The organism is Kineosporiaceae bacterium SCSIO 59966, assembly GCA_020881835.1.
In the GTDB taxonomy this organism is placed as follows: domain Bacteria; phylum Actinomycetota; class Actinomycetes; order Actinomycetales; family SCSIO-59966; genus SCSIO-59966.
In genome coordinates, this window is the sequence record CP052876.1 from 1,603,833 (window position 1) to 1,623,109 (window position 19,277).

Here is a 19,277-nt window from a genome sequence, read left to right on the forward strand (position 1 = left end):
TGGGTGCGCTGGGTCGTCGTGGCTCTGCTCGTCGTCCCGCTCGCCGAGCTGCTCGTGATCCTGCAGGTCGGGGACCTGATCGGCGGGTGGCCGACGGTGCTGCTCCTGGTCGCCGAGTCGGCTCTGGGCGCCTACCTGCTGGGCCGTGAGGGCCCGGCGACGTGGCGACGGCTCCAGGCGGCTCTGGGCGCGGGCCGGATGCCCTCGGCGGAGCTGACCGACGCCGCGCTGGTGCTCGTCGGGGGGACCCTGCTGCTCACTCCCGGGTTCATCACCGATGCCGTCGGGTTCTTCTGCATCCTGCCGCCGACGCGGCCGCTGGCCCGCCGGTGGGTGCTCGCGGCCTTCCGCCGCCGGGTCACGGTGCGGGTCGTGCCCGGGTCCGGTCCGGCCAGGGGGCCGCAGCGGGGGCCCGGTCCGGACGACGTGATCGAGGGCGAGATCGTCGAGGAGTGACGAGGCCGGCCGCGTCCCTGGGGGGAGGGGACGCGACCGGCCTCGGTTCAGGAGCCGGCACACGGCCGGCACGGGTCAGGCGCTGCGTCGTCCGCTGTGCAGTCGACCGCTGCGCAGCAGCTCCAGGCGCTCGTCGAGCAGGACCTCGAGCTCGGCGATCGTGCGCCGCTCCAGCAGCATGTCCCAGTGGGTGCGCTGCGGCCGGGTGGGCTTGGCCTCGGGACGCTCGCCGTCCCGCAGCAGCGCCTCAGCGCCGCAGCGGCACTCCCACAGCGGGGGCACGTCGGCCTCCACCGAGAACGGGATGGTGATCGTGTGCCCGTTGGGGCAGTCGTAGACGGCGATGGTGCGCGGGGCCGGCTCGACGCCCTCGTCGTTCTCCATGCTCTGGGCACCCAGTCGGGTGCCTCGCAGGCTGCGGTCGCTCATGTGGTCCCCCTCAGCTCCTCGGGCGACGCCCCGGGTCGAGGCGTTCGGCGTGCCGCTCACCGGGTCCAACGCGGGTCCGGCGAGCGGTGTTCCGGGCGGGCGTGTGGGAGGGCGCACGTCCGTGCGTTGCCGGGGCTGCACCGGCGTCCCCTGGGCCGCGGACCTCGCTGCTCACACCTTGCGTGGCTGGACGTTGCCGGCGTCGGCGATGCCCTTGCGGACGTCGACCTTGACCAGCAGGAGCCCACCGACGACGAAGAAGACGAGGAGCGACAGGATCGCGGGGCGGTAGGAGTCGGTGAGCTGGAACATCAGCCCGAACAGGAAGGTGCCGAACCAGCTGGTGCCGCGCTCGGCGGCCTGGTACAGGCTGAAGTACTCGGCCTGGCGACCGAGGGGCACGAGCTGGCTGTACAGCGAGCGGGACAGCGCCTGGGTGCCGCCGAGCACGAGGCCGATGCCGACGGCCAACGCGAGGAAGAGGGCGAACTGGCCCTCGGGCAGGACGAAGCCGACGGCCACCACACCGGTCCACATGACGATCCCGTAGAGCACCGACCGCTTGGCGCCGATCCTGGCGGCCATCCGCCCGAACACCAGCGCGCCACCGAAGGCGACGAACTGGACGAGCAGGATCGTGATGATCAGCTGTGACTCGTTGAACCCGAGCTCGGCCTGGCCGTAGAGGCTCGAGGAGCCGATGACGGTCTGGATGCCGTCGTTGAAGAACAGGTACGCCACGAGGAACAGCAGTGTCTGCGGGTAGCCGCGCAGGTGCTTGAGGGTCTGCCAGAGCTGCCCGAACGACTCGGTCACCAGGTTGCCGCGCTCGACCGGCGCGAGCCGCACGGGAGGCCGGTTGCGCAGCCCGAGGAACGGGATGAGGGTGAACACCCCCCACCAGATCCCCGCACTCAGCAGGGAGATCCGGACCGTCTGGCCGGCGTCCAGACCGAGGGAGCCGCCCATCGTCACCAGCGCCAGGTTGACCGCCAGCAGCAGGCCCCCCCCCAGGTAGCCGAGCGCCCAGCCGCGCGAGGACACCCGGTCCCGCTCGTCGGGGGTGGCGATCTGGACCAGGATCGCGTCGTAGACGACCAGTGAGGCGCCCAGGCAGATGTTGGCGACGAACTGCAGGGCGGCCCCCAGCTGCCAGTTCGTGCCGGTGACGAGGAACATGGACGCCGCGGCCAGGGACCCGACCCACGCGAACCCGGCGAGCAGGTGCTTGGGACGCGGTGAGCGGTCGGCGATCGCCCCGACCACGGGCAGCAGCAGCGCCGACAGCAGGGTCGAGGCGGTGACGACGTACAGGGCGAGCGAGCCGGCGGCCACCGGCAGACCGAGGACCGACAGGTCCGTCGTGCAGACCTCGTCGGCGGGCACGTCCGGGCAGGCTGCCGCCCGGGCCACCGACGACAGGTACGGCACGAACAGCACGGTGGCCGTGGTGGTGACGTAGGCGGAGTTGGCCCAGTCGTAGAAGTACCAGGCACGCTGCTCGCGCCTGCGCTCCTGCTCGGTCGCGGCGACGGGGCTCACGGCGGGTGTGGACACGGCGGCATCATCCTGCCCGAGGGCGTCCTCGTGGGAGCACCTCGGGCAGCGTGTCGGCGGTGCCGCCGGTGCCGCCGGTGCTGCCAGTGCCGGTGGCGGTCAGCCGCCGTACTCCCAGTGCCAGGGCTCGGGCCTGCTGCCGTCCTGCTGGGCCCACCCGGGGTGGAACCAGCCGAACAGGGGCGCGTTCCACTGCATCCAGATGTGCTGCTCGGTGCCGAACTCCTCGATCCCCCCGCACAGGTCCACGGCCGTGCCCCACCCGTGGTTGCTCGTGCCCGGCGCCGCGGCCAGGTCGGGTTTGGTACCGAACACGGCCACCTGCGCGTCGAGCGGACGGTAGGAGTCGGTGACGCAGATCGGTTCACCGAACCGCGCCCGGTAGGCCTCGTCGAGCTGGATGAACGCGTACGCCGCGTCAGCGCGCAGCCGGTGGCCGTCCTGCGGGAGCGGGCACAGCGCGTCGAGGGGCACGGCCCCGTTGGGGTACAGGTGGGTCGGTCCCCCCTCGCAGTCACCCACCGGACCGGTCACTGCGTTCGGACCCTTGCGGCCGGTCGCCGCATCGGCCGCGAGCCGGCGCTGCTCGGCGGCGGCCCGCACGAGGGCCAGCTGCTCGGCCCGCTCCTGGGCGGACTCGACGTCCTGCTCCAGGACGGCGAGCATCTCGTCGAGGACGACGAGCTGCTCCTGCTGCTCGGCGAGCAGGGCGTCGGCCTCCTCCTTGGCCTCGGCCGCGCGGGCAGCGGCCTCCTCGGCCTCGAGGGTCGCGGCGGCGGCGCGACGGGCGGCGTCCCGCTGGACGGCCGCGGCCTGCTCGGCAGTGTCGACGGCGGTGCCCTGGACGCGCCCGACGACACGGAGCATCGACAGTCGTTGGCCGAGCTCATCGGTGGTCCGGGCGCCGAAGACGGTCATCAGGCCCTCGTAGTCGGCCATCGCCCCGCCGTCCCGGTACGCTTTGGAGGCCCAGCGGCCGAGATCGTCGCGGTTGCCGGCGAGCACCTCACGGGCAGCGGCGAGACGACGCTCCTGGACCTGCTGCTCGGCCTTGGCGGCGTCCTGGTCGGCCAGGGCGCGCTGGTAGCGCTCCATCGCCTCACCGGCCTGGGCCGCGAGCTCGGCGAGGCGGTCCCGGGCGTCCTGCAGGGCCTGCTCCTGCGCGGCCCGTTCGGCCTCCAGCAGCTCGGCGTGCTCCCGCTCGGCCGCCAGGTCCTCGGCACTGGGACCCTCACCGTCGACGGGCAGGTCACCGGGGGACAGGCTCCCGGGCGGGTCCACGGCCACGGTGGCGGCCTCGGCCGGCGAGCCTCCGTCGTCCGCGCCTGCGGGGGCAGGGAGCAGGAGAGCCAGCGAGACGGCGGCCGCCACGGTCGCGACGAGGCGCCGGCCCGGTCTGCTCCGCTCGGCCATGACACCGTCCGTGATCGTCGTCGTGGCACGCACCTGGACGTCGTGCGCCCTCGATGACATCACCGATGTGTCCTCCCCGTAGGTCGTTTGCGCCATGTCCACCAGTCAGCCATGTCCACCAGTCAGCCATGTCCACCAGTCAGCTGAGACCAGACCGGCCGTTGAGGACGGGGCGACCATAACCCGAGCCGCCGCCGGCGCGCTCGTCCGGCTGTGGACGACCCCGGGGCGTGTGAGCCCGCCGGACGGCCCTAGCGTGGCGGCCGTGACCGACACACCGATGACTCCTCCGATGACGTACCGACAGCTCGGCGACTCCGGCCTCACCGTCTCCACGGTCGGCCTGGGGTGCAACAACTTCGGGGGCCGCATCGACGCTGAGCGGACCCAGGAGGTCGTCGACGCGGCCCTCGACGCCGGCATCACGCTGTTCGACACCGCCGACACCTACGGTGGCACCCCGGGAGCCAGCGAGGAGCTGCTCGGCCGGGCGCTGGGCCGGCGGCGGGCCGACGTCGTCGTGGCGACGAAGTTCGGGATGGACATGGGGGACACCTACGGTGCCGCCCCGCAGGCCCGGGGCTCGCGCCGGTACGTGCGCCGGGCGGTCGAGGCCAGTCTGCGACGGCTCGGCACGGACTGGATCGACCTCTACCAGCTGCACCGCCCGGACCCGCTGACGCCGGTGGAGGAGACGCTGGCGGCGCTGCACGAGCTCGTCCTGGAGGGCAAGGTGCGGTACATCGGGTCGTCGAACTTCGCGGGCTGGCAGGTCGTCGACGCCGACTGGACCGCCCGCACCGCCGGCCTCACCCGGTTCGTCTCGGCGCAGAACGAGTACTCGCTGCTCAAGCGGGACGCCGAGCGGGAGCTCGTCCCGGCGCTGGAGCGCACCGGGGGCGGGCTGCTGCCGTTCTACCCGCTGGCGTCCGGGCTGCTCACCGGCAAGTACCGGCGCGGACAGGGCGCCCCTGCGGGCACCCGGCTGGTCAGCCGCCCCGAGCGCCTGGCGGCCGCAGACTTCGACCGGATCGAGGCGATCGACCGGTACGCCCAGGAGCGCGGGCTCACGATGCTCGACGTCGCGATCGGTGGGCTGGCCGCCCAGCCCACGGTCGCGTCCGTGATCGCCGGGGCGACGTCGGCGGAGCAGGTCCGCGCCAACGTGCGGGCCGGCTCCTGGCAGCCGACCGCCGAGGACCTCGCCGCCCTCGACGAGGTCGCCCCCCACCCGTGATCATGCAATCCCGCCACCCCATCACCCATCCGTGATCATGCAATCCCGCCACCCCCGCACCGCCCCATTCGTGATCATGCAGTCCCGCCACCCTGGACTCCGGACTGCGGGGTGGCGGGGCCGCATGAACGTCTCATGGCCGCTGGCGGCTACCCCGAAGGACGGAAAGGGTCCTTGGTGGGCATGGCAGCCCGTGTCGGGTCCGGCGCCGCGACCACAGAATGCTGCATTCGGCACAGCGTGGCCGGCGTGTCGCGCCACCAACCCAGCACTCTGTGAGCCGGAAGGTGGCCGGTGGGTGGCGGGACTGCATGATCACGAAGAGGGGATTCTCGTCACGGCCGACCCCGGTGGCCCTGGTGGGCAGTCGCGAGACTCGAAGACCGATAATGAACATTATGTCACTGCGACCTGAGAGGCGCACGCTCCCCGGATATCGGTTCCCGCCCCCACACGTCACGCAGAGAGGCCAGCGTGACTCGGACCCGGTCGCTGTCCGCGGCGACAGACACCACCGATGACGAGGTGAACTTCTGTCGCAGCCACAAAGTCTGTTCTCCGTCCCAGGTCCACAGCATGGAATGGTGAAGCCCGTCGCCGACGCGCACACAGGCGCTCGCCAAGAATCCGAAGAAGGACAGGTGGACGGCGTCCCACGTGGTTGCTACGGCCGTCCAGTCCGGCGTCAGGCCACCGGGCAGCGGCTCGCCGGGCGCGCTGCGCAACGGGAACTGCAGGCACAGGTCGCGCCAGTGCTTCGGTTCGTGCAGCTCGAGGACACGGGCAGCCGGATCGGCCTGCAGCAGGACCCGGTCCACCGACGGCATCGGCTCCTCGTCGCCGACATGACGGCCGGTGAAGACATCCCAGCACGTGTCCGACCCGAGGCGAGATGAGGGCCGGGACCGGGCGCTGAGCATAGGCGGAACTAGCGAACCGGACGGCGTGCTCAACCCCCGAAGAGCACTGCCCAGCCACAAGTACCTGCCCGTACCGGTCCACCGGCTGCGCCCACCAGGAGCTGGCCGGGTTGGCCAGCACCGCTTCGGCGTAGGACTTCACCTCGGCGGCATGGTCAAGCACCCGGCGGACCCGCCGGGCGTGGTCGCCGCCCCAGGGGTCCAGCTCCAGACGGGCCTCGGCGGCCACGGCGAGAGCCACGGGCGGTGAGCACAACTCCTCCGGGGCGAATCGCTCCTGCCGGGCGATGAGGAGAGCGGCCACAGCTACCGGACCCCGTAGCAGCGTTGCTGGCGACGACGTCATGGTGGCCCTGTCAGGGTCGAGGGCGCCGCAGTCCGGTGCGTCGCAGCCACCACAGCCCCACGACCGGCAGCACGAGCGGCACGTAGCCGTACCCGGCGCCGAACTGCGACCACACCGTCGCCTCCGGGAACGCGGCCGGCACCAGGACGCTGATCAGACCGACGACGAGCACACCGACCATCTCGACGGACACCGCCACGACCGCGACCCGGCGGGACGTCGTCCCGCCACGGGCCAGCGCGACGGTGGCGACGATGTAGACGGCCGCCGCGAACCCGGACAGGAGGTACGCGACGGGCGCCGCCGCGAAGTCGGTGGCGATCTGGACGCCGGCCCGGGCGCTGGCGGAGACCGCGAACACCGCGTAGACGGCGACCAGCAGCCGGCCGAACCCGGCCCCGGTCTCCCCCGGCCGCGTGCTCGGCGACTCAGCCACCGGCGCTCCAGATCTGCTCGAGCCGCAGCACGAGCACCGCGACGACGGCGCCGGCCAGGGCCAGGACGCCGTTGCCCCACCGGCTGCGCTCCCCGATCGCCCAGAACGCGCCGACCGGCAGCAGCAGGACCGCGGTGAGCCAGTAGCCGATGAAGGTGATCGAGTCGACGCCGTCAGCCTGGCCGAGCCGGACGACGCCCACGACGGCGGCGACCATGAGGACGACCTCGACGACCGCCGTGACGAGCAGCTGCGGCCCGCTGACGCGACGTCCCAACACCGTCTGCACCACCGCCCAGAGCGCGACGACCAGCGCCGCGACGACGAGCCCGGTAGTCAGTGTGGGAGTCACGGGCCGAGGATAGGGAGCCGGCCCGCGCGCCTCTCCCCCGGCCTTCCTTCCGGGGACGACGGTCAGCCCGGGGCGACGGTCAGCGTTCCGGCAGGACGCCGTGCGCGGCCGCCAGCCGGTTGAGCTCCTCGAGCCGCCCCTCGTGCACGATGGCGTCCTGGACCTCACCCTCGGCCCGCGCCCGCTCCAGAGCCGTACGCGCCTCGGCGATCGCCGTGGTGATGGCCTCGACGAACTCCGGCATGGTGCCTCCTCGGGGAGCCGCTGACCCGCTGCGGACCACGTCATGGTCGCAGACAAGTCAAGAACAGGTAAACCAGGCGCGCCTGGAGGACCGTGTCGCCGTCGTGGCGTTCGGGTCAGGCGGGGTCGAGGACGAGAACGAGGTCCCCGCCCTCCACCTGCTGCACCCCGCCGACCGCCAGCCGGCTCACGGTGCCCGCCACGTGGGCGGTGATCGACGCCTCCATCTTCATCGCCTCGATGGTGGCGACCGTCTGCCCGGCCTCGACGACGTCCCCCTGGGCGACCACCGGGGTGACGACGCCGGAGAACGGTGCCGCCACGTGCCCCGGCGCGCTCGGGTCGGCCTTCTCGGCGGACTTGACGTCCACCTGCACCGACCGGTCCCGCACCTGCACCGGACGCAGCTGGCCGTTGAGCGTGCACATCACCGTGCGCATCCCGCGCTCGTCGGCGTCCCCCACCGCCTCCAGCCCGGCGAGCAGGCTGACGCCGCGTTCAAGGGTGATGACGTGCTCACGGCCCGGCTCGAGCCCGTAGAGGTAGTCCAACGTGTCGAGCACCGACACGTCCCCGTAGGTGGACCGGACCTGCCGCAGCGACTCCGTCGGCCCGGGGAACAGCAACCGGTTGAGGGTCTGCTGGCGCTCGCGGCCCGGCCGCTGGAGGACGGCCTCGTCGTCGGCGTCCAGCTCGGCGGCCCGGCGGGGCGCCGGCCGGCCCTGCAACGCGCGCGTGCGGAAGGGCTCCGGCCAGCCGCCGGGCGGGTCGCCGAGCTCACCGGAGAGGAACCCGATGACGGAGTCGGGGACGTCGAACTGCTGGGGGTTCTCGGCGAACTCCGCCGGGTCGGCGCCGACGGCGACCAGGTGCAGGGCGAGGTCGCCGACGACCTTGCTCGACGGGGTGACCTTGACCAGCCGGCCGAGGATCCGGTCAGCGGCGGCGTACATCTCCTCGATCTGCTCGAACTTCTCCCCCAGGCCGAGCGCGATCGCCTGCTGGCGCAGGTTGGACAGCTGGCCGCCGGGGATCTCGTGGTCGTACACCCGGCCGGTCGGCGACGGCAGCCCGGACTCGAACGGCGCGTAGACGCGGCGGACCGCCTCCCAGTACGGCTCGAGGTCCATGACCGCGCGCAGGTCGAACCCGGTGTCCCGCTCGGTGTGCGCCAGCGCGGCGACCAGCGCGGACGCCGGCGGCTGGCTGGTCGTCCCCGCCATCGACGCGCTGGCGACGTCCACGGCGTCCACGCCAGCGTCGACGGCCGCGAGCAGGGTCGCCAGCTGCCCGCCGGCGGTGTCGTGGGTGTGCAGGTGGACCGGCAGGTCGAAGCGCTCGCGCAGCGCGCCGACGAGGGTGCGGGCCGCCGGGGGCCGCAGCAGCCCGGCCATGTCCTTGACGGCGAGCACGTGCGCGCCCGCCTCGACGATCTTCTCGGCCAGCCGCAGGTAGTAGTCGAGGGTGTAGAGCCGCTCGCCGGGGTCGGTGAGGTCTGCGGTGTAGCACACGGCGACCTCGGCGACCGCCGTGCCGGTGGCGCGGACGGCGTCGATGGCCGGCCGCATCTGGTCGACGTCGTTGAGGGCGTCGAAGATCCGGAACACGTCGATGCCGACCTCGGTCGCCTCCGCGACGAACGCGTCGGTCACCGCTGTCGGGTACGGGGTGTAGCCGACGGTGTTGCGGCCGCGCAGCAGCATCTGCAGGGCGAGGTTCGGCATCGCCTCGCGCAGCGCGGCCAGCCGCTCCCACGGGTCCTCCCCGAGGAAGCGCAGCGCCACGTCGTAGGTCGCCCCGCCCCAGCACTCCACGCTCCACAGGCCCGGCGTCGTCCGGGCGACGTAGGGCGCGACCGCGAGCAGGTCGCGGCTCCGTACCCGGGTGGCCAGCAGCGACTGGTGGGCGTCGCGGAACGTCGTGTCGGTGACGGCCACCGCGGTCTGCTCCCGCAGCGCCCGGGCGAACCCCTCCGGCCCCAGGTCGCGCAACAGCTGGCGCGTACCCGCCGGCGGTTCGCGCTCCAGGTCGCACGGCGGCAGCTTCGTCGTCGGCGCGAGGGACGCGGGGGCGTCGCCGTGGGGCCGGTTGACCGTGACGTCCGCCAGCCAGGTCAGGAGCTTGGTCCCCCGGTCGGCCGGGGTGCGGGAGGTGAGCCGGTCGAGCCGTTCGTCGATGAACGCCGTCGACAGCTCCCCGGCCAGGAACGCCGGCTCCTCGACGACCGCCTGCAGGAACGGGATGTTCGTCTGCACGCCGCGGATGCGGAACTCGGCCAGCGCGCGCCGAGCCCGACTGACCGCCGTCGGGAAGTCCCGGCCCCGGCAGGTGAGCTTGACGAGCATCGAGTCGAAGTGGGCGCTGATCTCGGCGCCGGTGTCCGCGGTCCCGCCGTCCAGCCGGACGCCGGCCCCGCCGGCCGATCGGTACGCGGTGATCTTCCCGGTGTCCGGCCGGAACCCGTTCGCGGGGTCCTCGGTGGTGATCCGGCACTGCAGGGCGGCGCCGTTGACCCGCAGGCTCTCCTGGGCGATGCCGAGGTCGGCGAGGCTCTCCCCGGACGCGATCCGCAGCTGGGACTGGACGAGGTCGACGTCAGTGACCTCCTCGGTGACCGTGTGCTCGACCTGGATGCGCGGGTTCATCTCGATGAACACGTGCTGGCCGGCCCGCGGCCCCTCGGTCTCGACGAGGAACTCCACGGTGCCGGCGTTGACGTAGCCGAGCCGGCGCGCGAAGGCGACCGCGTCCCGGCACAGCGCGTCGCGCAGAGCGGGGTCCAGGTACGGTGCGGGCGCGATCTCGACGACCTTCTGGTGCCGGCGCTGCAACGAGCAGTCCCGCTCGAAGAGGTGAACCGTCTCGCCGGAGGCGTCGGCGAGCACCTGCACCTCGATGTGGCGGGGTCGTCCGACAGCCTGCTCGAGGAAGACGGTCGGGTCACCGAAGGCACCCTCCGCCTCGCGCATCGCCGTCGCCAACGCCTCCGGCAGCGCGCGCTCGTCGTCCACCCGGCGCATCCCCCGGCCCCCACCCCCGGCGACCGCCTTGACGAAGACCGGGAACCCGACGTCCGCGGCCGCGGCGAGCAGCTCGTCGACGTCCGCGGACGGCTGGCTGGACCGCAGCACCGGGATCCCCGCCTCGCGGGCCGCCGCGATCGCCCGGACCTTGTTGCCGGCCAGCTCCAGGACCCGCGGCGGCGGACCGACGAACGTGATCCCGGCGTCCTCGCACGCCTCGGCGAGCCGCGGGTTCTCCGACAGGAACCCGTAGCCGGGGTACACCGCGTCCGCCCCGGACTCCTGCGCCACCCGGACGATCTCCGCGACGTCCAGGTAGGCGCGCACCGGGTGGCCGCGCTCGCCGATGAGGTAGGACTCGTCGGCCTTGATCCGGTGGACCGCGTTGCGGTCCTCGTAGGGGTACACCGCGACCGTACGGGCGCCCAGCTCGTAGGCCGCCCGAAAGGCGCGGACGGCGATCTCGCCGCGGTTGGCGACCAGGACCTTGGTGAACACTGCGCCTCCTCGGGACCGGCTCCGGTCCGCGGAGGCTACCGAGGTACCTGGTAGACCAGGAACATGGCACGCACGATCGCAACCAGCACCACCGTCGACCGCGAGGGTCTGCTGGAGTTCGCTCGCACCCGGCACCACGCGGTGCTGCTGACCCGTCGCCGCGACGGATCCCCCCAGGCGTCCCCGGTGACCTGCGGGGTTGACTCCGAGGGCCGGTTCGTCGTGTCGACCTACCCGGAGCGGGCCAAGACGACGAACGCCCGCCGCGACCCGCGGGTCTCCCTCGTCGTGCTGTCCGACGACTGGGACGGTCCGTGGGTGCAGGTCGACGGCACCGCCGAGGTCCTCGACATGCCCGCCGCCATCGAGCCGCTCGTCGAGTACTTCCGCTCCATCTCCGGTGAGCACCCCGACTGGGAGGAGTACCGGGAGGCGATGCGCCGGCAGGGCAAGTCGCTGATCCGGGTCACGCCGCAGCGCTGGGGCCCGGTCGCCACCGGCGGGTTCCCGGCCAGGCTGGCCGACTGACACCCTGCTGCGGGCGAGGCTCAGTGCCGGCTCCGCGGGTCGGGTGCGCCTAGTGCTGCGTCCACGCCTCGCTCTGGGTCAGCCGCAGCAGGTACACCAACGGGGGCAGGACGATGACGCCGGCCAGGACGGCCACGAGCAGGAGCGCACGCATGGTCGCCGGGGCCCCGGCCGCCTGCTCGATGGTCAGCTCGTCGACGAGCAGCCACGGGTACTGCGCGACGCCCCACCCGAGGATGACGGCCACCACCGCGCCGACGGCGCCGGCACGCGCGGCGGCGTACCGTCGACGAAGAAGGAGCACCAGGCCCGCGGTCCCGGCGACGACAGAGGCCACGATCAGGGGAGCCCCGCGGGTGACGAGGCCCTCGGCGAGCGTCGGTGCGTCGTCCGCGATCGGGAGCAGGACGCCCACGGCCAGCACGCCCGTCACACCGCCGACGACGAGGGTGCGCAGGCGCAGTCTCTCGGCAAGGTCCTCTCGGCCGGCGCGGGCCGCGTCGGCGGTCAGGAAGGTGCCGGCGAGGAAGGCGCAGGACGCCACGGTGAGGACGCCGATCAGCAACGAGGTGGGGTTCAGCCAGGACGACCACGCATCGCCCCCGCCGTCGGCGGGCACCCGGCCGGAGGCGATCGAGCCTGCCACGGTGCCGAGGAAGAACGGGGCGACCAAGGACGAGGAGGCGAACAGGGCTCCGTGCAGCCGCGCCTCGGCCAGGGTGGCCGAGTACTTGCGGAAGGCGAAGCTCGCCCCTCTCAGCACGATGCCCAGCAGTGCGAGCAGGAGCGGCACGAAGAGCGTGGTCATGGCAGCAGCGAACGCCGTGGGGAACCCCGTCCACAACATGACGATCACGTAGATCAACCACACGTGGTTGGCCTCCCAGACGGGTCCGATGCTGTGGTCGACCTGGGTGCGCAGCTCCGCGCCCCGCTCGGCGCTGCCTGCGGTGAGGTCGTAGAAGCCCGAGCCGAAGTCGGCGCCTCCGAGAACGGCGTAGGCGATCACGCCGAGGAACATCGCGGCCGCAACCGCTACCGCCACCGTTGTCATGGCCGCGGCCCCTCGACGTCCGGCTGGTGACCGACCCGAGGAGCCGGAGCGTACGGGCTCGGCAGGTCCTCCTCGCCCTCGCGCCAGCGCCGGGCCATGGACCGCAGGACCAGGACGGCTCCGATCGTCATCGCCGTGTACACGACCGCAGTCGTGCCGAGCAGCCACCAGACCCCGTAGGAGTTGGGACCTGCCGCGTCCGTGGTCCTCAGGATGCCGTACACCGTCCACGGCTGCCGTCCGACCTCGGTGGCGACCCAGCCGGCCTCGAGCGCGACGACGGCCAGCGGACCGGTGACGGCGACGAACCGCAGGAACCACGTGCGCTCCAGGAGATCCTGGCGCCTCCAGCGCAGGAACCAGAACAGCACCACGGCGAGGGCGAGGAGCGTGCCGATGCCGACCATCGTCTGGAACGACCAGTGCACGATGTTGACCGGTGGCCAGTTCTCCGGGGGGATCGTGTCCAGCCCTGGCACCGGCTCGGTCAACGACCCTCTGGCGATGACCGAGCCGAGGACCGGGATGTCCACGGCCCCCTTGACCTCGCCGTCCACGAGCACACCGCCGATCCGTAGCGGCGACGGGCTCTCGGTCGTGGTCGCGAGCTCGAAGGCGGCCAGCTTCGCCGGCTGGCGGTCGACGAGGTCGGTGCCGAGCACGTGGCCGGCGAAGGGCTGGATGACCGCGGCGACGCTGGCGAAGGCGAACGGGATGATGAAGCCGACCCGGTGGTGCTCGTCGCGGCGGCCCCGGAGCATCCCGACGGCGTACACGCCGGCGACGGCGAAGCCGACGACCATGTACGCGGCCAGCCACATGTGGAAGAACTGCGGCACGGCGATGTCGTTGAACATCGCCGCCCAGGGGTCGACGTCGGTGACCTCGCCGTCGACGATGCGAAACCCTGCCGGGGCGTTCATCCACGCGTTGACCGAGATCACGCAGAACGTGCCCACCACGCCGGCGACCGTCATGGGGACCAGCATGAGCAGGTGCAGCCGTGCCGGCATGCGCCCCCAGCCGTACAGGTAGATGCCGATGAAGATCGCCTCGACGAAGAACGAGAGACCCTCGAGCGCGAAGGCCAGACCGAGGACGTCGCCGAACCGGCCCATCAGCCCCGGCCACAGCAGCCCCATCTCGAAGCTGAGCACCGTCCCGGAGACGGCCCCCATGGCGAACAGGACGGCCGACACCTTGGCCCAGCGCTGCGCAAGCCGCAGCCCGGTAGCGCTGTCCCGGTACACGCCACGCCAGTGGGCGACGAAGATGATCGCCGGGAAAGCCACTCCGAAGCAGGCCAGGATGATGTGCCACCCCAGCGACAACGCCATCTGCTGACGCGCCGGCAGCAGACCCGCCGGATCCGTGACGGTCTCGGCGAGAAGGGCCAGTGTCGGCTCCATGAGGCGCGACGATATGGGGCCGTCCGTGGCTCCGCACTTCGTCCTGACTCGACCCGAGTGCTACGGAACCGGCCAGGTGTGTACGGGTTCGTTGCTGTGCATGTGCTCGCAGTACAGCCGCAGCATGCCGGTGAGCGCCTCGGCGCGGTCGGCCCCGCGGTCCTCCAGCGCCTGCACCGTCTCGGTCTGCCAGACAGCGCCGTTGCGTCCGGTCTTCGCCCGGGCCTCGATGACACCCAGGTAGCGGTCGCGCACTTCCGGAGCGACACCCCACCGTTCCAGCCCCTCGTGCGCCATCGGCAGCAGCCGGCGCAGGACGAGCTCGTCCGGGGTCACCTCACCGAGGCCGGGCCAGTAGACCGAGGCGTCCATGCCCTGGCGCGCGCAGTTGAGAAAGTTCTCCTCCGCCGTTCCGAAGGTCATCTTGGTCCAGACCGGCCGGTCCTCCTCGGCGAGTACTCGTAGCGCCCCGTAGTAGAACGCCGCGTTGGCCAGCACGTCGACGACGGTGGGGCCGGCGGGCAGCGCCCGGTTCTCCACCCGCAGGTGCGGCCGGCCGTCGACGAGGTCGTAGACCGGCCGGTTCCACCGGTACACCGTGCCGTTGTGCAGCCGCAGCTCCTGCAGCCGGGGCGCACCGCCGGCGTCCAGGACGGCCATCGGGTCCTCGTCGGTGACCTCCGGCAGCAGGGAGGGGAAGTAGCGCACGTTCTCCTCGAACAGGTCGAAGATCGAGGTGATCCACCGCTCCCCGAACCACACCCGTGGGCGCACCCCCTGGTTGCGCAGCTCGTCCGGGCGGGTGTCGGTCGCCTGGGTGAAGGCCTCGATCCGGGTCTCGTCCCACAGCCGGCGACCGAAGAAGTACGGCGAGTTCGCACCGAGCGCGATCTGCGGCGCGAGCAGCACCTGCGCCGCGTTCCAGCTCGCGGCGAAGTCGGCCGGGGACACCTGCACGTGCAGCTGCACGCTGGTGCACGCCGACTCCGGGGCGATGGACTTCGAGTAGAGGGTCAGCCGCTCGGCACCGGGACCCTCACCGGCGATGTCGATGAGCAGGTCCTCCCCGCGGGCGGTGGAGATGGCGGCGTCCAGGGCGGCGTACCGGGGCGACGTCGTCATCCACTCGCCCTCGAAGTGCTCCGGCATCACCGTCGGCAGGATGCCGGTCATGACGATGTGGGAGCCGGCCTGCTCGGCCTTGGCCTCGGCGGCGTTGAGGGACTCCCGCAGGTGGTCCTCGAGGTCCAGCGCGGCCCGTCCCGGCAGCGGCCGGGGAGCGACGTTGAGCTCGATGTTGTACGCGCCGATCTCGGTCTGGTACCGCTCGTCGGCGATCCGCTCGAGGACCTCGACGTTCGTGAAGGCGGGCTGGTAGTCCGCGTCGACGAGGTTGAGCTCGATCTCCATGCCGGTCATCGGCCGCTCGACGTCGAAGGTGGACCGGGCGAGCATCTGCTCGAAGACGTCCAGGCAGAGCTGGACCTTCTCTCGGTAGCGCTGTCGCTGCTCGCGGGAGAACTCCCGGCCGCTGACCTCGTCGCCCACGCTCGACCTCCAGTGCCCCGGCGCTCTCCCGGACCGAGTTGTCCGGCGTCCCCTAGCCTGCCGGTCGGGCGCAGTCTCCACACCTCGGACTGCCACCTCGGCGGGCCCCTCGCGTGACGACGTCCACGCCACGGCGGTTCGGCCGCCAGGTTGGGGGTGTCGGCCGTGTCAGCACACAACCGGGCAGCACAGAATGCTGGGTTCGTCACCCATCTGCCGGCGTGTTGCGCCAACAACCCAGCACTCTGTGGCCGTGGCCGGCCGCGGAGGGTGGCGGGATTGCATGATCACGGCGAGAGGGGTGGCGGGATTGCATGATCACGGGGAGAGGGGGGCGGTGGTGCTGGACCTGGACGGCGTGCTCGCCGACACCCGCCACCGGATGCACTACCTGACCGGACGGCGCAAGGACTGGGACGGCTTCTTCGCCGCCGCCGTCGACGACCCGGTGCACCCCGAGGGACTCGCCGTGGCCCGCGAGGCGCTCGCCCGCGGCAGCACCGTGGTCTACCTGTCCGGCCGCCCCGAGCACCTGCGCCGTGACACGGTGGACTGGCTGCGCTCGGTGGACGCGCCGGACGGGGAGCTGCTGCTGCGCCCCGAAGGCGACCGCCGGCCCGCCCGGCTGGTCAAGGTCGAGGCACTTCGCCGCCTGGCCGACCGCTACCGGCTGGACGTCCTCGTCGACGACGACCCGGACGTAGTCGACGCCGTCCGGTCGGCTCGACCGCCACTGGTGGCGCAGGTGCTCCTCGCCGACTGGCAGCCGCGGCAGGCGACGCTCCACGAGGCCCAGGAGGAGGACGGCCGCACCTGACGATCTCTGGAGGCCTTCCGGGGTCTCAGCCACCTTCGAGACCCCGGAAGGCCTCCAGAGATCGGGTCAGTCAGAGACCGGGTCAGTCGGTGAGGGCCTCGAGCGGGGGGCAGGCGCAGACGAGGTGGCGGTCGCCGTACGCGCCGTCGATCCGGCGCACCGGCGGCCAGTACTTCGCCCGCGGGTCGACGCCACCGGGGTACACGGCGGTCCGCCGGTCGTAGGGGTGCTCCCAGGCGCCGACCAGGCTCGCCGCCGTGTGCGGGGCGTTGCGCAGCGGGTTGTCGTCGGCCGGCCACTCCCCCGCCGCGACCCGGTCGATCTCCCGCCGGATGTCGATCATGGCGTCGCAGAACCGGTCCAGCTCGGCGAGGTCCTCGCTCTCGGTCGGCTCGACCATCAGCGTGCCCGCGACCGGGAAGGACATCGTCGGCGCGTGGAACCCGTAGTCGATGAGCCGCTTGGCGACGTCGTCGACGGTCACACCGGTCCGCTTGGTGATGTCTCGCAGGTCCAGGATGCACTCGTGCGCGACGAGCCCGCCGCGCCCGGTGTAGAGCACCGGGTAGTGCTCGCGCAGCCGGGCGGCGACGTAGTTCGCGGCGAGCACCGCCACCTGGGTGGCCCGGAGCAGACCGTCCGGCCCCATCAGCCGGATGTACGCCCACGAGATCGGCAGGATGCCGGCCGACCCGAACGGGGCCGCGGCCACCGGCCCGACCGGGGCCTCACCCGGGTCGAGGACGTCCGCCGAGGGCAGGTAGGGGGCGAGGTGGGCGCGGACGGCGACCGGCCCGACACCGGGTCCCCCGCCGCCGTGCGGGATGGTGAACGTCTTGTGCAGGTTGAGGTGCGAGACGTCGGCGCCGAAGCGGCCCGGCTGCGCCACGCCGACCAGGGCGTTGAGGTTCGCCCCGTCGACGTACACCTGGCCGCCGACGTCGTGCACGAGGGCGCAGACGTCGGTGATCGACTCCTCGAACACCCCGTGCGTCGACGGGTACGTCACCATGATCGCGGCGAGCCGGTCCCGGTGCTGGTCCACCTTGGCACGCAGGTCGGCCATGTCGACGTTGCCGGCGTCGTCCGTGGCCACGGCGACCACCCGCAACCCGGCCATCACGGCGCTCGCCGCGTTCGTGCCGTGAGCGGACGCCGGGATCAGGCAGACGTCGCGGCCCTCCTCACCGTTCGCCCGGTGGTAGGCCCGGATGGCCAGCAGCCCGGACAGCTCCCCCTGCGATCCCGCGTTCGGCTGCAACGACACCGCGTCGTAGCCGGTGATCGCCAGCAGCATCCGCTCGAGGTCGGCGACGAGCGCCCGGGTGCCGGCGGCGTCGGCGTCGGGGGCGAACGGGTGCAGGTCGGCGAAGCCCGGCCAGGTGATCGCCTCCATCTCCGTGGTGGCGTTGAGCTTCATCGTGCAGGACCCGAGCGGGATCATCCCTCGGTCCAGGGCGTAGTCGGCGTCGGCGAGCCGGCGCAGGTAGCGCAGCATCGCGGTCTCGGAGCGGTACGCCGAGAACACCGGGTGGGTGAGGTAGGCCGACGTGCGGCGCAGCCCGTCCGGGACCGCCCCGTCCCACCCGAACCACGCGCCCTCGGCGCGGCCGGTGAGCACGGCGACGACGGCGGCGACGTCGTCCGCGGTCGTCGTCTCGTCGCAGGCGACGCCGACGTGGTCGTCGTCGACGAGCCGCAGCAGGTACCCGGCCTGGTGGGCCTGCTCGACGAGGGCGCGGGCCCGCCCCGGCACGCGGACGAGCACCGTGTCGAAGAAGGCCTCGTGGACGACGTCCAGCCCGGCGCTGCGCAGGCCGGCGGCCAAGGACGTCGCGTGGGCGTGCACCCGCTCGGCGATCCGGCGCAGGCCGTCCGGGCCGTGGTAGACGGCGTACATCGCGGCCATGACGGCGAGCAGCACCTGGGCGGTGCAGATGTTCGAGGTCGCCCGCTCCCGGCGGATGTGCTGCTCGCGGGTCTGCAGGGCCAGCCGGTAGGCGGTGGCACCGTCGGCGTCCCGGGACACCCCCACCAGTCGCCCCGGCAGGGAGCGCTCCAGACCGCTGCGGACCGCCATGTACCCGGCGTGCGGCCCCCCGTACCCCAGCGGGACGCCGAACCGCTGGGTGGTGCCGACGGCGACGTCCGCGCCGATCTCCCCGGGCGGGCGCAGCAGCGTCATGGCCAGCAGGTCGGCGGCGACCGTGACGAGGGCTCCCCGCTCGTGGGCGGCGGCGACGAGGCCGGCGTCGTCACGGACGACGCCGCTGGCGCCGGGGTACTGCAGCAGCACCCCGAACACGTCGCCGTCCGGGATCCCGTCGCGCAGGTCGGCGACGACGACCGGCAGGCCCAGGGCCCCGGCCCGGGTCCGCAGCACCGACAGGGTCTGCGGCAGCACCTCGGTGTCGACGACGAGCGCGGCCTGCTGCGAGGCCCGCGAGGCACGGCGCATGAGAGTCATCGCCTCCGCCGCCGCGGTGGCCTCGTCGAGCACGGAGGCGTTGGCGACGTCGAGCCCGGTGAGGTCGGCGACCATCGTCTGGAAGTTCAGCAGCGCCTCCAGCCGGCCCTGGGAGATCTCCGGCTGGTAGGGCGTGTAGGCGGTGTACCAGGCGGGGTTCTCCAGCACGTTGCGGCGGATCACCCCGGGGGTGTGGGTGCCGTAGTAGCCCAGGCCGATCATCGGCCGCCGGACGGTGTTCGCGGCCGCCAGGGCGCGCAGCTCGTCGAGGACGGCGGCCTCGGACGCCGCGGGCGGCAGGTCCAGCGGACCGTCCATCCGGATGCCGGCCGGGACGGCGGCGGCCACGAGCGCCTCGAGGTCGGGGTACCCGACCACCTCGAGCATGCGCGCGACCTCGGCGCCGTCCGGCCCGACGTGCCGGTCGGTGAACCGCTCGACGCGGTGGCCCTCGCTGGCGGGGTAGGGGCTCGTCGTGCGGTGCGGGCTGCTGGTGGGCTGGGTCATCCGGAGGCTCTCCTCGTCACCCGGCGTCCCGGGTACA

General features: G+C 72.7%; 16 protein-coding genes. 4 read left to right on the forward strand and 12 right to left on the reverse strand.

Features of this window, described 5'->3' with window-relative positions; translation table 11 throughout:
* The first annotated feature begins 3 nt into the window (after positions 1–3).
* Complete coding sequence (locus HJG43_07595) at positions 4–456, forward strand: FxsA family protein (protein ID UER55809.1); 453 nt, start codon at positions 4–6, stop codon at positions 454–456.
* A 75-nt stretch (positions 457–531) separates the two neighbouring features.
* On the opposite strand, the gene HJG43_07600 is transcribed toward HJG43_07595, so the two are convergent.
* From HJG43_07600 to HJG43_07610, 3 genes are all read right to left on the reverse strand, one after another.
* Positions 532–885, reverse strand: a complete 354-nt coding sequence (locus HJG43_07600) for an RNA polymerase-binding protein RbpA (protein ID UER54423.1) — start codon at positions 883–885, stop codon at positions 532–534.
* A gap of 171 nt (positions 886–1,056) precedes the next feature.
* Complete coding sequence (locus tag HJG43_07605; protein UER55810.1) at positions 1,057–2,427, reverse strand: MFS transporter; 1,371 nt, start codon at positions 2,425–2,427, stop codon at positions 1,057–1,059.
* Positions 2,428–2,541: 114 nt separating this feature from the next.
* Positions 2,542–3,918: a hypothetical protein gene (locus tag HJG43_07610; GenBank protein ID UER54424.1), complete on the reverse strand. Its 1,377-nt coding sequence runs from the start codon at positions 3,916–3,918 to the stop codon at positions 2,542–2,544.
* Positions 3,919–4,147: 229 nt separating this feature from the next.
* On the opposite strand from HJG43_07610, the gene HJG43_07615 reads away from it, so the two are divergent.
* A complete protein-coding gene (locus tag HJG43_07615; GenBank protein UER55811.1) occupies positions 4,148–5,092 on the forward strand; it encodes an aldo/keto reductase in 945 nt (314 codons plus the stop codon).
* Between the two features lie 401 nt (positions 5,093–5,493).
* On the opposite strand, the gene HJG43_07620 is transcribed toward HJG43_07615, so the two are convergent.
* The 5 genes from HJG43_07620 to HJG43_07640 form a co-directional block, all read right to left on the reverse strand.
* A complete protein-coding gene (locus HJG43_07620) occupies positions 5,494–5,919 on the reverse strand; it encodes a hypothetical protein (protein ID UER54425.1) in 426 nt (141 codons plus the stop codon).
* Between the two features lie 449 nt (positions 5,920–6,368).
* A complete protein-coding gene (locus tag HJG43_07625; GenBank protein UER54426.1) occupies positions 6,369–6,794 on the reverse strand; it encodes a hypothetical protein in 426 nt (141 codons plus the stop codon).
* Positions 6,787–7,146, reverse strand: coding sequence for a hypothetical protein (locus HJG43_07630; GenBank protein ID UER54427.1), 360 nt, complete (start codon positions 7,144–7,146; stop codon positions 6,787–6,789). Before HJG43_07630 ends, HJG43_07625 begins: the two co-directional genes overlap by 8 nt.
* A gap of 79 nt (positions 7,147–7,225) precedes the next feature.
* Positions 7,226–7,390, reverse strand: a complete 165-nt coding sequence (locus tag HJG43_07635) for a hypothetical protein (GenBank protein UER54428.1) — start codon at positions 7,388–7,390, stop codon at positions 7,226–7,228.
* 115 nt (positions 7,391–7,505) lie between these two features.
* Entirely contained in the window at positions 7,506–10,910 is a 3,405-nt protein-coding gene (locus tag HJG43_07640) for a pyruvate carboxylase (GenBank protein ID UER54429.1), read from the reverse strand.
* A gap of 63 nt (positions 10,911–10,973) precedes the next feature.
* Here HJG43_07640 and HJG43_07645 point away from each other — a divergent pair, with 63 nt between their 5' ends.
* Positions 10,974–11,438, forward strand: coding sequence for a PPOX class F420-dependent oxidoreductase (locus HJG43_07645; protein UER54430.1), 465 nt, complete (start codon positions 10,974–10,976; stop codon positions 11,436–11,438).
* A gap of 49 nt (positions 11,439–11,487) precedes the next feature.
* Here the strand turns inward: HJG43_07645 and HJG43_07650 are convergent, their stop codons facing one another.
* The 3 genes from HJG43_07650 to HJG43_07660 form a co-directional block, all read right to left on the reverse strand.
* Positions 11,488–12,492, reverse strand: a complete 1,005-nt coding sequence (locus tag HJG43_07650; GenBank protein ID UER54431.1) for a cytochrome d ubiquinol oxidase subunit II — start codon at positions 12,490–12,492, stop codon at positions 11,488–11,490.
* On the reverse strand, positions 12,489–13,829 hold the full coding sequence (locus HJG43_07655) for a cytochrome ubiquinol oxidase subunit I (GenBank protein ID UER55812.1): 1,341 nt from the start codon (positions 13,827–13,829) through the stop codon (positions 12,489–12,491). Before HJG43_07655 ends, HJG43_07650 begins: the two co-directional genes overlap by 4 nt.
* A 132-nt stretch (positions 13,830–13,961) precedes the next feature.
* Positions 13,962–15,449, reverse strand: a complete 1,488-nt coding sequence (locus tag HJG43_07660) for a glutamate--cysteine ligase (GenBank protein ID UER54432.1) — start codon at positions 15,447–15,449, stop codon at positions 13,962–13,964.
* 283 nt (positions 15,450–15,732) lie between these two features.
* Here HJG43_07660 and HJG43_07665 point away from each other — a divergent pair, with 283 nt between their 5' ends.
* Entirely contained in the window at positions 15,733–16,266 is a 534-nt protein-coding gene (locus HJG43_07665) for a hypothetical protein (GenBank protein ID UER54433.1), read from the forward strand.
* A gap of 82 nt (positions 16,267–16,348) precedes the next feature.
* Here the strand turns inward: HJG43_07665 and gcvP are convergent, their stop codons facing one another.
* On the reverse strand, positions 16,349–19,240 hold the full coding sequence (gene gcvP / locus HJG43_07670) for an aminomethyl-transferring glycine dehydrogenase (GenBank protein ID UER54434.1): 2,892 nt from the start codon (positions 19,238–19,240) through the stop codon (positions 16,349–16,351).
* Positions 19,241–19,277 lie beyond the last annotated feature (37 nt).